Here is a 14,033-nt window from a genome sequence, read left to right on the forward strand (position 1 = left end):
CTCAGTCCTCGCTGCCGGCGGCCGGCAGCTTGCTCTGGATCAGGTCCATGACCGAGGAGTCCGCGAGCGTGGTGACGTCCCCGACCGCGCGGTTCTCGGCCACGTCGCGCAGCAGACGGCGCATGATCTTGCCCGAGCGGGTCTTCGGCAGCTCCTGCACCGGAAGGATCCGCTTCGGCTTGGCGATCGGCCCGAGCGTGGCGCCGACGTGGTTGCGCAGCTCGCCGACCAGCGAATCCGTCTCGGTGGCGCTGCCGCGCAGGATGACGAAGGCCACGATGGCCTGGCCGGTGGTCTCGTCGTTCGCACCGACGACAGCCGCCTCGGCGACCGAGGGGTGCGAGACGAGCGCCGACTCGACCTCGGTGGTCGAGATGTTGTGGCCGGACACCAGCATCACGTCGTCCACCCGGCCGAGCAGCCAGATGTCGCCGTCCTCGTCCTTCTTGGCGCCGTCGCCCGCGAAGTACTTGCCCTCGAAGCGCGACCAGTAGGTGTCGATGAACCGCTGGTCGTCGCCCCAGATGGTGCGCAGCATCGAGGGCCACGGCTCGGTGAGGACCAGGTAGCCGCCTCCGCCGTTCGCCACCTCGTTCGCCTCGTCGTCGACGACGGTGGCGCCGATGCCGGGCAGCGCGCGCTGCGCCGATCCCGGCTTGGTCGCGGTGACGCCCGGCAGCGGCGAGATCATCATCGCGCCGGTCTCGGTCTGCCACCACGTGTCCACGATCGGGCAGCGGTCGCCGCCGATGTGCTTGCGGTACCAGATCCAGGCCTCGGGGTTGATCGGCTCGCCGACCGAGCCCAGTACGCGCAGGCTCGAGAGGTCGAACTTCGCGGGGATGTCGTCGCCCCACTTCATGAACGTACGGATCGCCGTGGGCGCGGTGTAGAGGATGGTGACGCCGTACTTCTGCACGACCTCCCAGAAGCGGCCCTGGTGCGGGGTGTCGGGCGTGCCCTCGTACATCACCTGCGTGGCGCCGTTGGCGAGCGGCCCGTAGACGATGTAGGAGTGCCCGGTCACCCAGCCGATGTCGGCGGTGCACCAGTAGACGTCGGTCTCCGGCTTCAGGTCGAAGACCGCGTGGTGGGTGTACGCCGCCTGCGTGAGGTAGCCGCCGGAGGTGTGCAGGATGCCCTTGGGCTTACCCGTGGTCCCCGAGGTGTAGAGGATGAAGAGCGGGTGCTCGGCGTCGAAGGCCTGCGGTGCGTGCTCGGCGGACTGCCGCTCGACGATCTCGTGCCACCAGACGTCGCGGCCCCCGGTGAAGGCGGTGTCCTGGCCGGTGCGGCGCACGACGAGGACGTGCTCGACCTGCGGACACTTGGCGACGGCCTCGTCGATGGCGGGCTTGAGGGCGGTGGGCTTGCCGCGGCGGTAACCGCCGTCGGCGGTGATCACCAGCTTGGCGTCGGCGTCCTGGATGCGTGAGGCCACGGCGTCGGCGGAGAAACCGCCGAAGACCACGGAGTGCGCGGCTCCCACGCGGGCGCACGCGAGCATCGCGACGACCGCCTCGGGGATCATCGGCAGGTAGACGGCGACGCGGTCGCCGGCCTGCACGCCCAGCTCGGTCAGGGCGTTCGCGGCCTTGGAGACCTCGTCCTTGAGCTCGGCGTAGGTGATCGAGCGGCTGTCGCCGGGCTCGCCCTCGAAGTGGATGGCCACGCGGTCGCCGTTGCCGGCCTCGACGTGGCGGTCCACGCAGTTGTACGCGACGTTCAGCTTGCCGTCCGCGAACCATTTCGCGAAGGGCGGGTTGCTCCAGTCGAGCGTCTCGGTCGGCTCGGTGTCCCAGCTCAGCCGCCGCGCCTGCTCGGCCCAGAAGCCCAGCCGGTCCGCGTCGGCCTGTGCGTACGCAGCCTTCGTCACGTTGGCGGCGGCGGCCAGATCGGCGGGCGGTGCGAACCGCCGCTCCTCCTTGAGCAGATTGGCCAGGCTTTCATTGCTCACGACATCTCCCTTTCCCAGGGTGTCCGTTGTGTCCCCGGGCATAGCTCATCAGGCAATGGCCCAGGTGACAAGGGGTTGCCGGAAATTGGTGTAGACCTATTACTCGGCTGGGCCGACGCACGAGTGGCCCCTTCCCCGCTGCAAGGTGCGGAAAGGGGCCACTCGGTGGCACGGATAGGGGAGGGTATCGGTTCATGCGGCCCCACCCGCCCCGGGAGCGCGGGCGGGACAAGACCATGGCCGGATAAAGACCCTGATCGGGCCCGGGTGCTGCCCGGCGCCGCGTGTTCGGCCGCGCCGCCCGCCTCAGCCGCGCAGCGCGCCCATACCAGGGGTGTCGAAGACCCGGCAGTCGAAGAAGTCCTCGCCCTCCGACAGCAGGTAGGCCTGCGCCTCGCCGACGTGGAAGTACATCCCGTGCAGCTCCAGCGTGCCCTCGGCGAGGCGGCGGGCCACCGATTCGTGCGCCCGCAGGTGCTCGAGCTGCTGCACCACATTGGTCAAGCACAGCTGCTCCACGGCGTCCGCCGGCAGCCGGCCCGAGATCCGCGCCCAGGCGTGATGGCGGCTGGCCATCCGCTGCAGGCTCGGCAGCCCGTGCCGCAGCCAGCGCCGCAGGGGCGTCATCGGCGCTCCGGGCGAGGAGTTGAGCAGCGCCTGCATGGCGCCGCAGCCCGAGTGCCCGCACACCGTGATGCTGTCGACCTCGAGGACGTCCACGGCGTACTCGATGGCCGCCGCGACCGAGTCGTCCGTGGACTCGGCGCCGGGGAGCGGGACCAAGTTGCCGACGTTGCGCACGGTGAACAGGTCCCCGGGACCACTGGCCGTGATCATGCTGGTCACCAGGCGGGAGTCGGCGCACGTGAGGAAGAGCTGCGAGGGCTGCTGCCCTTCACGGGCCAGCCGGGCCAGCTCGTCCCGGACGTGCGGCGCGGTGTCCCGCTGGAAGGCGCTGATCCCGTTGGCCAGCTGACCGGCGCCGCGGCCGCGGGATGCGCCCGGCGGCGCGGGTGCGGCAGGCGCGGCCGCGTCGCTCGCGAGCTCGTCGGCCGTACGGGGAACCGCGCTCCGGTGGTCGCAGTGGTTCTGCCAGGGCGTCCAGGGCCGGCAGCAGTGGTGACCGCCGCGCTGCGCACCCCGATGGGCCCGCTCCGCGCGATCGGCCCGCTGGGCCTCCTCGGCTTCCTCGATGGTGGCTTTCGACCGGCCGGTGACCTCCAGCGTGCCCCCGTGGGCCACATGGGACTCCTGCCAGTCCTGGAGCGTCTCGTAGGCCGCGTGGTCGATGAAGCAGCCGTCGAGCTCGATGACCACGTGCCCGTCGTGGGGGAGCTGGTTCAGCATCCGGCTGAGCCTCGGCACCGCGAGGAAGGTCAACTGCCCCCGGGCCCAGACCCGGTGGGCCCCGCTGTCGAGCCGCTCGATGGTGATGCGGGTCCGGGCGAGGCGGTGCAGGGCCGCGGCGACGGCCACCGCGATGCCGATGGCGACGCCCTCCAGGACCCCGCCGAACACCACGGCCGTGATCGTCGTGGCGTAGACCAGGACTTCGCGGTGCCGCGTGACCGTGCGCACGTGCGTGGCGCTCACCATCTGCACGCCCACCGCCATCACCAGCGCGGCCAGTGAGGCGAGCGGGATCAGGTCGAGCGCGGGGACGAGCGCTCCCGCCGCGATCAGCACCCAGAGGCCGTGCAGCATCACCGACCGGCGGCTGACGGCACCGGACTTGACGTTCGCCATGCTGCGCACGGCGCCACCCGCGACGGGCAGTCCGCCCAGTGCTCCGGAGACGATGTTCGCCGTCCCCTGGCCGCGCAGCTCGCGGTTGAGGTCCGCCCGGGCGGGTCGGTTGCCCCTGCCGCGCTCGGCGGCGATCAGCTTGTCGGTGGCGACCGCCGAGAGCAGCGATTCCACGCTGCCGACCAGGGTGATGGTCAGTACGGCCGCGATGATGCCGAGCACCGGGCCCTCGGGCAGTTCGGGCAGCGCGTGGCTGCGCCACGACGGCAGGTCCACGCGGGGCAGGGTGAGACCGGCGAGCGAGGCGAAGACCGTGGCCGTGGCGACGGCGGCGAGCGCGGCGGGCACCTTGCGACAGGCCCGCCCCGCCCGCCCGGGCAGCCGGGACCAGCCGAGCAGGACGGCCAGGGTGAGCGCGCTGACGCCGAGCGCTGCCGGGTGCAGGTCGGCCAACTGGTCGGGCAGCCCGCGGACATTGGCCAGGGCGGAGCTCTGAGGGGTGCCGCCGAGGACGATGTGCAGCTGGGCGATAGCGATCGTCACACCGACGCCCGCGAGCATGCCGTGGACGATGGCCGGGCTCACCATCAGCGCGGAGCGCGCGGTCCGCAGAGCGGCGAGGCCGAGCTGGCAGCAGCCGGCGAGCACCGTGATCGCGCAGGTGGTGCGCCATCCGTAGTGCTGGATCAACTCGGCGGTGACGACGGTGAGTCCGGTCGCGGGGCCGCTCACCTGGAGCGGGGCTCCGCCGAGCCGCCCGGCCACGATTCCGCCGACCGCGGCGGCGACGAGTCCCGCCTGGAGCGGGGCGCCGGTGGCCAGGGCGATGCCGAGCGAGAGCGGCAGGGCGATCAAGAAGACCGCGATGGAAGCGGAGAGGTCGGCGGGGAGGTCCTTGGCGGTGGGGGGTTGGGGGGTGCTGGCGGTGATGGCTGTCATAGGTCCCGTCTCCTCGGGGGAGGGTTGAAGCGGCGGGATTCTCAACACTCGGTAAACGAACGGTAATGGAGAGTAAAGCTCCGTGGTGGGTTATGGGGGCAAATGGCCTAGAAATTAGCACTCAAGAGTGATTAAGCATTTTGTCCGGCTTGTCACACCTTCCTTTAAACGGACCGCATGGGACGTTGCGGCGCGGAAGTCCTGCGATGGCACTGCGAGGGAAGGGGTGGGCGGATGACTGCCACCACGAAGAAGGCCGCGACGAAGAAGATCGCCGGCGGCCTGGTCGCCACGGCGCTGGTCCTGGGAGCAGCCGGGTGCAGCACCTCGGAGCCCGACTCGCGCCGGGGCGGGCAGGCCACGAAGGGCGCCGCCGCCCCGGAAGCCCCGGCCCCGGGCAGTGTCAACCGGCTCATCGGCGACGGCTCGACCGCGTACACGGGCCTGCAGCCGAACGTGCAGAAGCCGCAGAAGCTCAAGCCCGGCGAGAAGCCGCCGCAGTTCGTCGTCTACTCCTGGGACGGGGCGGGCGAGGACAGCCAGAAGCTCTTCTCGCACTTCCGCGAGGTGGGCAAGAAGTACAACGCCCGTATGACGTACTTCCTCAGCGGCGTGTACATGCTCCCGGAGGAGAAGCGTTCCCTCTACACCGCTCCCCAGCACTCCTCGGGCCGCTCGGACATCGGCTTCGGCGATCCGCAGGGCATCAAGGACACGGCCACCCAGGTGCGCGCCGCCTGGCTGGAGGGCAACGAGATCGGCACCCACTTCAACGGCCACTTCTGCGGACCCGAGGGCGGAGTCGGGACCTGGTCCGTCGAGGAGTGGAAGAGCGAGATCAAGCAGGCGAAGTCCTTCGTCAAGAGCTGGAAGACGAACTCGCCGGGCCTGAAGAACTTGGAGGCGCTCCCCTTCGACTACGACAAGGAGCTGATCGGGGCCCGCACCCCCTGCCTCGAAGGCCAGAAGAACTTCATGCTGGCCGCGAAGGAGCTGGGCGGCTTCCGCTACGACTCCAGCGGCATCAGCAAGCAGATCTGGCCGAAGAAGACGGACGGCCTCTGGGACATCCCGCTGCAGCTGGTCCCCATGCCGGGCCGGGCTTTCGAGACGCTCAGCATGGATTACAACTACCTCGTGAACCAGTCCGGTACGACGACGCAGGGCGACCCCTCGCAGCACGCGTACTGGGGCGAGCAGATGCGCGACGGCCTGGTCAAGGCCTTCGAGCGGACCTACCAGGGCAACCGCGCACCGCTGATCATCGGCAACCACTTCGAGTCCTGGAACGGCGGCACCTACATGCGCGCCGTCGAGGACTCCATCAAGACCATGTGCACGCAGAAGGAGGTCCGCTGCGTGCCGTTCCGCGAGCTCGCGGACTGGCTGGACGCCCAGGACCCCAAGACCCTGGCGTGGATGCGCACCCTCGACGTCGGCGAGGCGCCGAAGGAGGGCTGGAGCAAGTTCCTGACGGCGGGGCCGCCGGCGAAGCCGGCCGCCCCCGCCGGGGTCAAGCCGGCTGCGGAGCCGGCCGAAGCGAGTCAGAGCGAGGACTGAGCAGCCCGGCGGCCTCCGGACCGCCGCCGGCCCCGTCCGGGAGCCCGTCCACCGCTCCGGCGGCCGCAGGCGCCTCCCGGGCGCCGGCCCCCGCGTGCTCCCGCAGGACGAAGCCGGGGTCGACCTGCTCCGCCAGGTCGGCCCCGGTCTTCGCGTTGCCCCAGCTCTGCGCGTTGCGCAGGTGGAAGTGGACCATCTGCTCCGTGTACCGGACCCAGTCGCGCCGGCCGTAGGAGTCGTCGGCCGCGTCCTGCAGGGACTGCAGGGCCAGCCGGTTCGTCGCCTCCAGCAGCTCGAAGGCGGCCGGGCGGCCCTTCTCCATCGCCCGCACCCAGTCCGAGTGCCCGACGGTGACCAGCAGGTCCTCACCGGCCTCGTCCTGCAGGAACTCGATGTCCTCCGGGCCCTGCACCTTGTTGCCGACGACCTTGAGCGTGATCCCGAAGTCCCGCGCGTACGCCTTGTACTGGCGGTAGACGGAGATGCCCTTGCGGGTCGGCTCGGCGACCAGGAAGGTCACGTCGAAACGGGTGAACATGCCGGAGGCGAAGGAGTCCGAGCCGGCCGTCATGTCGACGACTACGTACTCGTCCGGGCCGTCGGCCAGATGGTTGAGGCAGAGCTCGACCGCGCCGACCTTGGAGTGGTAGCAGGCCACCCCCAGATCGGACTCGGTGAACGGGCCCGTCGCCATCAGCCGTACGGGGTCGCCGTCGAGCAGCAGCGTGCGCGCGCAGGCGTCGTACACCGGGTTGTCCTCGTCGACCCGCAGAAGGCGGGAGCCGCTGCCCGGCGGAGTGGTCTTGATCATCGTGTCGGCGGACGCGATGCGCGGGTTGGAGCCCCGGAGGTACTCCTTGATGAGGGGCAGGTGCGCGCCCAGGGCGGGCAGTGCGGCGGCCTCCTCGTCGCTGAGCCCGAGCGCGGCGCCCAGGTGCTGGTTGATGTCGGCGTCCACCGCGACGACGGGGGCTTCATTGGCGGCGAGGTGACGGATGAAAAGGGACGAGAGCGTGGTCTTGCCGCTGCCGCCCTTCCCCACGAAAGCGATCTTCATGTTCACCAAGCGTAGTGGGTCGGTGTCTTTCCGTTGCCTAGCTGAGTGAAGAAGACCACTCCAAGGAGGGGTCGGTGCTAAGGGGGAGCAGTGCGTAGGCTCCCTACTTATGAGTAGCGCTTCTGGTTCCGCCGCCGCCGACCCGCTCGCCCCGCTGGCCGCTCTCGCGGGCGTGTCCGAGTCCGTGGATTCCGTACGCAAGGCCGTGGACCGGGTCTACGGCCACCGCGTCATGCGCCGCCGCGCCGGGGAGATCACCTCCGAGGCCGCGCTGCGCGGCGCGCGCGGGAGCGCGGCGCTGTCCGGGGCCGACTGGGCGCTGGAGGAGGTCCGCCGACGCACCGATTTCGGCTCGGACGCGGAGGCCCGAACGGTGGGCGCCGCCCTGCGCCTGACGGCCGAGGCGGGCCAACTGCTGAGCATCTGGCGCCAGTCGCCGCTGCGGGTCCTGGCCCGGCTCCACCTGGTGGCCTCGGGCTCCACGGCCGACGGTGACGTCGTCGGCCGGCCCCGCCTCGCCGGTGAAGCGGTGGACGAGCCCCTGATCGCCCTTCCCGTCCCGGACGCCGAGGAGGTGGCGGGCCGCCTGGACGGCCTCTCCCGCCTGATCATCGCGGGCGGCTCCGCTCCGGCACTGGTCACGGCGGCGGTGGTGCACGGCGAACTGCTCGCCCTGCGCCCCTTCGGCTCGTACAACGGCCTGGTGGCCCGCACCGCGGAGCGGATCGTGCTGATCAACAGCGGTCTGGATCCGAAGGCGATCTGCCCGGCGGAGGTCGGGCACGCGGAACAGGGCCGGGAGGCCTACTTGGAGGCCTTCGGGGGCTACGTCTCCGGGACCGCGGAAGGGATGTCGGCCTGGATCGCGCACTGCGGCCGCGCGATCGAGCTCGGGGTCCGCGAATCGACGGCGGTCTGCGAGGCGCTCCAGCGCGGCGCGGCCTGATCAGGGGCCCGAGCGGCCCGACGGGGTCCGGACATGGGTTGCGGCGACACCACACTGCTCTGGTGTCGCCGCTGGCATTCACGCCCAGTTACCAAGCGTCCTCGAAGGTTGCCCATCAGGTCGGGAACTTTGCCCGTCACCTGGTGCGGCTGGCCCGTAATCGACGGGTCGACGTCGCGTGGGTGCTCGGCGTTCATGCTTCGGTCCGTGGGCCTTACTGCGTTTTAAAGATGATCCTCTCGGATGTTCTTTGGTCTCGCGGGCCGTTGACTCCTTTGTACTCCGCTTCTGAGCGGAGGGAAACCCCTGTCCGCATTTCTTTGCTTTTCGGCATGTAATGGTCCGTACCGGACATGGAATATCGCCGCAGGTCAGGGTGATCCCCCCGTCCCGTCCCGCTCCGCCCCGTAGGTGCGCGGAAGGACCGCCGCAGCCCGGGGAGCCCGGGCTGCGGATCCGGGGTCAGGCCGACGCGGCGGCGGCGAGGGCACGCCGCCGGCTCGCGTACCAGACCAGCCCGGCGGTGGCCGCGGCCGCACCGACGGCCGCCGCGGCGACCAGCGCCGGCCGTGCGGGCATCGACAGCCCGGGCAGCCGCTGCTTGAGGCGTACCGGCCGGTTGAAGACCAGCACCGGCCACTCCCGTGCCAGCGCCTCGCGCCGCAGCGCGCGGTCGGGGTTGACCGCGTGCGGGTGGCCGACCGCTTCCAGCATCGGGATGTCGGTGGCCGAGTCGCTGTACGCGTAGCAGCGCGCGAGGTCGTACCCCTCGGACTCCGCGAGCTCGCGCACGGCCTCCGCCTTCGTGGGTCCGTAGGCGTAGTACTCGATCTCGCCCGTGAAGCAGCCGTCCTCGCCCACCACCATGCGCGTGGCGACGACGCGGTCGGCGCCCAGCATCTCCCCGATGGGCTCGACGACTTCCGCGCCGGAGGTGGACACGATGACCACGTCGCGGCCGGCTGTGTGATGGGCTTCGATGAGGGATGCGGCCTCGTCGTAGATCAGCGGGTCGATGAGGTCGTGCAGGGTCTCGGCGACGATCTCCCGGACCTGCTGCACGTTCCACCCCTTGCACAGGGCGGACAGGTACTCCCGCATCCGTTCCATCTGATCGTGGTCGGCGCCGCCGGCCAGATAGATGAACTGCGTGTAGGCGGTGCGCAGCACCGCCCGCCGGTTGATCAGGCCGCCCTGGTAGAAGGACTTGCTGAACGTCAGAGTGCTCGACTTCGCAATGACCGTCTTGTCCAGGTCGAAGAAGGCTGCGGTGCGAGGCAAGGAGTGCGGCAGGGGCTGGTTTTCCACGCCCCGAGCATATGCGCCCACCATTCGGCGTAAAGTGTGGCGCGTGGGTTTGCTTGAGAAGCCTCTCGGGTACACCATGGAAGTCACGGATCGTTCGCGACCGTGCTAACCCGGTCTGGCTCCTCCCCCCCCGAGTCGGACCGTGGGGACGACCCCCGCTCTCCCCCCCGGCGGGGGTCGTCGCATGTCCGGACGCGGTTCGTGTCCCCGTCTTCGCCCCAAGTGATCACTCCTCGGGCCTCCTCCTCTTCCGTGGGCCCGCGTGGCGAGGACCCTCACCCCGTCCAACTGGTAACCGTGCGTAGCGGTTCCGCCGCGCTCTGGAACTCACCTGTTGGGGTGAGCCGGTTATTCACAATGGGCCGGTTGTCCACAGTTTTGGAGCAAGATCCACTTCTTTTCCCCGATCCCGTCACGGTGATTCCGGCCGCGAAGTCCGCGGCGCGGGATATGCGGTGAGAAGGAGGCGGAGATCGTGGCTGGATCGAAGTCGTGTGAACTCCGGGATGTCGTGGTGAGGGGCGGGGACGGCCCGCACGCCGGTGCCAGGGGGCCCGTACCGGGCGGCGGACGGCCGCTGATCATCACCGAGGACGCCCTGCTGCTCGACGATCTGCTGCGGCTGTGCGCCGCGGCGGGAGCCGAGCCGCATGTGCACCGGGCGGTGCCGGAGCAAAGCGGAGCCGGTGGTGACGGTGGGACCGGGAGCGTCCCGGGTGCCGGATGGGAGTCCGCGCCGCTCATCCTGATCGGTGATGACGCCGCCCGGCACGTGCGCGGCGCGCCCCGGCGGGACGGGGTCTTCCTCGTCGGCCGGGACCTGGACGACCCCCGGGTGTGGCAGCGGGCGCTGGAGATCGGCGCCGAGGAGGTACTGACGCTCCCCGACGCCGAGAGCCGGCTCGTCGACCGCATCGCCGACGTCGTGGAAGGGGCCGGGCGTCCCGCCCTCGCCGTCGGGGTGATCGGCGGCAGCGGCGGTGCCGGAGCCTCCACCCTCGCCTGCGCCCTGGCCCTGCGGGCCGCCCGCGCCGGGGAGCGGACCATCCTCATCGACGGCGACCCGCTCGGCGGCGGGATGGACGTCCTGCTCGGCGGCGAAGCCGCCGAAGGCCTGCGCTGGCCCGACTTCGCGGGCTCGCGCGGCCGGGTCGGGGCAGGAGCCCTCGCGGAATCCCTCCCCGAGCTGCACGCCCTGCGGGTGCTCAGCTGGGACCGCGGGGACCGGGTGGTGGTGCCGCCCGCCGCGATGCGGTCCGTGGTGGCCGCCGCACGCCGGCGCGGCGGAGTCGTCGTGGTCGACCTGCCGCGCCGGGTCGACGAGGCCGTGGCCGAGGTACTGGCGCAGCTTGACCTTGTGCTGATGGTGGTGCCGGGCGAACTGCGATCGGTGGCCGCGGCCGGCCGGGTGGCGGCCGGAGTCCGGATGGCGGCCCGCGACGTCCGCGTGGTCGTACGGGGCCGTGTGCCCGGCGGGCTCGACGCCGAAGCGGTCGCCGCCCTGCTGGGAGCCCCACTGGCCGGCGAGGTGCCCGTCGAGGTGGGCCTCCCCGGCCGGGTGGCCGAGGGAGAACCACCGGGTTCCCACGGACGGGGCCCGCTGGCCCGCTTCTGCGACGGCTTCTGGCAGCGCGCCCTCGGCTCCGCCCAAGGAGCGGTGACGGCATGAGCGCCGTACTGCTCGACGCCGTGCGCCAACGGCTCGCCGAGAGCGGGGCGGAGCCCACCCCGGCCCGGGTCGCGGCGGCGCTGCGGGCACAGGGCAGGCTGCTGGGCGACACGGAAGTGCTGGGCGCCGCCGCCGCATTGCGTTCCGAACTGGTCGGTGCGGGCCCACTGGAGCCGTTGCTCGCCGATCCCGAGGTCACCGACGTGCTGGTGGCGGCGCCCGACCGGGTGTGGGTGGACCGAGGCGGCGGGCTCGAACTGACCGGCGTGACCTTCGTCGACGCCGATGCCGTGCGCAGGCTCGCCCAGCGCCTGGCCTCGGTCGCCGGCCGCCGGCTCGACGACGCCCGGCCCTGGGTGGACGCCCGGATGCCCGACGGCACACGCCTGCACGCCGTACTGCCGCCGGTCTCCGTCGGATCGGCCTGCCTGTCCCTGCGGGTGGTCCGGCCGCGCGCGTTCACGCTGGAGGAACTGGTCGCGGCGGGGACGCTGCCGCCCGGCGGCCAGCGGTTGCTCCGGGACATGGTGGAGGCCCGCCTGTCGTTCCTGGTCTCCGGCGGGACCGGCACCGGCAAGACCACGCTGCTCAGCGCCCTGCTGGGACTGGTCGGTCCCGGAGAGCGGATCGTGCTCGCCGAGGACTCGGCCGAACTGCGGCCCGACCATCCGCATGTGGTGCGCCTGGAGACCCGGCCGGCCAATCAGGAGGGCGCCGGCCTGGTCACCCTCGCCGACCTGGTCCGCCAGGCGCTGAGGATGAGGCCCGACCGGCTCGTCGTCGGCGAGGTCCGGGGCGCCGAAGTCGCGGACCTGCTGGCCGCTCTCAACACCGGCCACGAAGGAGGATGCGGCACGGTCCACGCGAACGCCGCCGCCCACGTACCGGCCCGCCTGGAAGCGCTCGGTACGGCGGCCGGACTCGACCGGGCCGCCCTGCACAGCCAGTTGGCGGCCGCGCTGACCCTGGTCGTCCACCTCGTACGGGACCGGACCGGCCGGCGCCGGGTCGCCGAGGTGCACGTGCTGGAGCGGGACGCCGCCGGGCTCGTCGTCACCGTCCCGGCGCTGCGCTGGGCGGCCCGCGGCTTCGTGAGGGAGCGGGGCTGGGAGCGGCTGCGCCCGCTGCTCGGAGGAGCCCGGTGAGCGCGGCCGCGGTGGTCCCCGGGCCGGTGTTGACCGGGGTGCTGTGCGCGGGGGCGGCCGCCTGGGCTCTGGCCGGGGGCGACCGGGTGTCCCGGCGGGCCAAGGCGGCGCTGGCCGGGCCGGGTCCGGCGGTACCGGGCGGGCCCGTGTGGGGGGAGCGGCTGGTGCTCGCCGTGCGGCGCGGCGCTGCGCACCGCCGGGAGTGGGCCTGCCTCGGGGCCGGACTGGCCCTCGCGCTGCTGGGCGGATCGGTGATCCCGATGGTGGCCGGGGCGGCGGCGCTGCCCCTGGTCCGCCGGTGGCTGCGGACCAGGCATCGCGCCCGGGCCAGGGCCGCGCGGGCCGCCGAGGTGGTGGCCCTGTGCGGAGCGGTGGTGGGCGAGCTGCGCTCCGGCGCCCAGCCCGGCCGGGCGCTGACCGCGGCGATGCGCCGGACGGTGTCGGGTCCGGGCGGTCCGGGAGCCGAGCAGGCCGGACTCCTGGCGGCGGCGGCCTTCGGAGGGGACGTCCCGGAGGCGCTGCGCCAGGCGGCGCGGGAGCCCGGCGCGGAGGGGCTGGCCGGGATGGCGGCCTGCTGGCGGGTCTCGGTGGACGGGGGCGCGGGGCTGGCCGCCGGACTGGACCGGCTGGAAGGAGCCTTGCGGGCCGAGCGGGACCGGAAGGAGTCACTGCGCGCCCAGCTGGCCGGAGCGCGCTCCACGACCGGGGTACTGGCCCTGCTGCCGATGGTCGGCCTGCTCATCGGAACCGGGCTGGGGGCCGATCCGCTGCGGGTGCTGCTGCACACGCCGGCGGGCTGGGGCTGCCTGCTGGCGGGCGGGGCGCTGGAGACGCTGGGGCTGCTGTGGTGCCGGCGCATCGTACGGACGGGGGAGCGGTGATGGACGGCTTCGCGATCCAAAGGCTGGGGATGGCGCTGTGCCTCGCGGCGGCACTGTGCACGACGTCTGCGGTGGCGGCGCGGCTCCGGGAGCGTACGGCCCGGCGCCGGCTCGTGTCCCTGCTCGCGGTGGAAGCGGCGCGGCGGCGCCCGCTGGTCGCGGCCCGGCTGCGGAGCGCGGTGGCGGTGTGGGCCGGACCGGTCGGGGCACTGGCGGCGGCCTGGGTGCTGATCGGCGGCGTCCTGGGCGCGGCGGCCGGCTGCGCGGCGGCCTTCGGGGTCCGCAGATGGCTCGCGAGGCCCCGGCCGGCCGCCGGGGTGGACCCGGGTGAGGCCGAACGGCAACTGCCCTTCGCCGCCGACCTGCTGGCCGCGTGCCTTGCGGCCGGAGCCGGCCCGGTGGACGCCGCCGAGGTGGTGGGGGAGTCGCTGGGCGGCCCGGTGGGCGAACGGCTGGCCATGGCCGGGGCGGAACTGCGGCTCGGCGGCGAACCGGGAGCCGCGTGGGGGAGGTTGGCGGAGATACCCGGTGCCCGCGGGCTGGCCGAATGCCTGGAGCGCTCCGCTCGTACGGGGGCGCCCGCGGCGGAAACGGTCTCCCGGCTCGCGGTGACCCTCCGTGCGGACCGGACGCGTCGTGCGGCGGCCGGGGCACAGCGGGCGGCGGTTTTGATCACCGCGCCGGTGGGGCTGTGCTTCCTCCCCGCTTTCCTCGCGATCGGGGTGGCGCCGGTGGTGATCGGAATGGCTTCCGGTCTCCTCTCGGGCACGTGAACATCCACCTCGAATCACACCGGTAATACCGGCTCACATCGCCATCTGAGAT

Annotated in this window: 10 protein-coding genes; 6 read left to right on the forward strand and 4 right to left on the reverse strand. The window is 72.4% G+C overall.

What is annotated here, in order from left to right; genetic code table 11:
• Position 1 precedes the first annotated feature (1 nt).
• Complete coding sequence (gene acs / locus ACFWBY_RS28060) at positions 2-1,999, reverse strand: acetate--CoA ligase (RefSeq protein ID WP_385331009.1); 1,998 nt, start codon at positions 1,997-1,999, stop codon at positions 2-4.
• Between the two features lie 264 nt (positions 2,000-2,263).
• On the reverse strand, positions 2,264-4,642 hold the full coding sequence (locus ACFWBY_RS28065) for a SulP family inorganic anion transporter (protein ID WP_385331012.1): 2,379 nt from the start codon (positions 4,640-4,642) through the stop codon (positions 2,264-2,266).
• Positions 4,643-4,876: 234 nt separating this feature from the next.
• Here ACFWBY_RS28065 and ACFWBY_RS28070 point away from each other — a divergent pair, with 234 nt between their 5' ends.
• Positions 4,877-6,202: a hypothetical protein gene (locus ACFWBY_RS28070; protein WP_385331015.1), complete on the forward strand. Its 1,326-nt coding sequence runs from the start codon at positions 4,877-4,879 to the stop codon at positions 6,200-6,202.
• On the opposite strand, the gene ACFWBY_RS28075 is transcribed toward ACFWBY_RS28070, so the two are convergent.
• Positions 6,156-7,259, reverse strand: a complete 1,104-nt coding sequence (locus ACFWBY_RS28075) for an ATP-binding protein (RefSeq protein WP_385331018.1) — start codon at positions 7,257-7,259, stop codon at positions 6,156-6,158. The two genes, ACFWBY_RS28070 and ACFWBY_RS28075, sit on opposite strands and share 47 nt — an antisense overlap.
• A gap of 109 nt (positions 7,260-7,368) precedes the next feature.
• Between ACFWBY_RS28075 and ACFWBY_RS28080 the strand changes: the two genes are divergently transcribed.
• Complete coding sequence (locus ACFWBY_RS28080; protein WP_385331021.1) at positions 7,369-8,205, forward strand: oxidoreductase; 837 nt, start codon at positions 7,369-7,371, stop codon at positions 8,203-8,205.
• Positions 8,206-8,667: 462 nt separating this feature from the next.
• Here ACFWBY_RS28080 and ACFWBY_RS28085 read toward each other — a convergent pair whose 3' ends face one another.
• Positions 8,668-9,537 carry an HAD family hydrolase gene (locus ACFWBY_RS28085; protein ID WP_385331022.1) on the reverse strand — a complete coding sequence of 290 codons (870 nt, stop codon included), beginning with the start codon at positions 9,535-9,537 and terminating at the stop codon, positions 8,668-8,670.
• 487 nt (positions 9,538-10,024) lie between these two features.
• On the opposite strand from ACFWBY_RS28085, the gene ssd reads away from it, so the two are divergent.
• From ssd to ACFWBY_RS28105, 4 genes are read left to right on the forward strand one after another with little or no spacing between them, the layout of a single operon-like run.
• Positions 10,025-11,182: a septum site-determining protein Ssd gene (gene ssd / locus ACFWBY_RS28090; protein ID WP_385331326.1), complete on the forward strand. Its 1,158-nt coding sequence runs from the start codon at positions 10,025-10,027 to the stop codon at positions 11,180-11,182.
• Positions 11,179-12,327: a TadA family conjugal transfer-associated ATPase gene (locus tag ACFWBY_RS28095; RefSeq protein ID WP_385331025.1), complete on the forward strand. Its 1,149-nt coding sequence runs from the start codon at positions 11,179-11,181 to the stop codon at positions 12,325-12,327. Before ssd ends, ACFWBY_RS28095 begins: the two co-directional genes overlap by 4 nt.
• Positions 12,324-13,208 carry a type II secretion system F family protein gene (locus ACFWBY_RS28100; RefSeq protein WP_385331027.1) on the forward strand — a complete coding sequence of 295 codons (885 nt, stop codon included), beginning with the start codon at positions 12,324-12,326 and terminating at the stop codon, positions 13,206-13,208. The genes ACFWBY_RS28095 and ACFWBY_RS28100 overlap by 4 nt, the downstream gene beginning before the upstream one ends.
• A complete protein-coding gene (locus ACFWBY_RS28105) occupies positions 13,208-13,981 on the forward strand; it encodes a type II secretion system F family protein (protein ID WP_385331030.1) in 774 nt (257 codons plus the stop codon). Before ACFWBY_RS28100 ends, ACFWBY_RS28105 begins: the two co-directional genes overlap by 1 nt.
• Positions 13,982-14,033: the final 52 nt, after the last annotated feature.

This window comes from Streptomyces sp. NPDC060049, assembly GCF_042736715.1.
Lineage (GTDB): Bacteria > Actinomycetota > Actinomycetes > Streptomycetales > Streptomycetaceae > Streptomyces.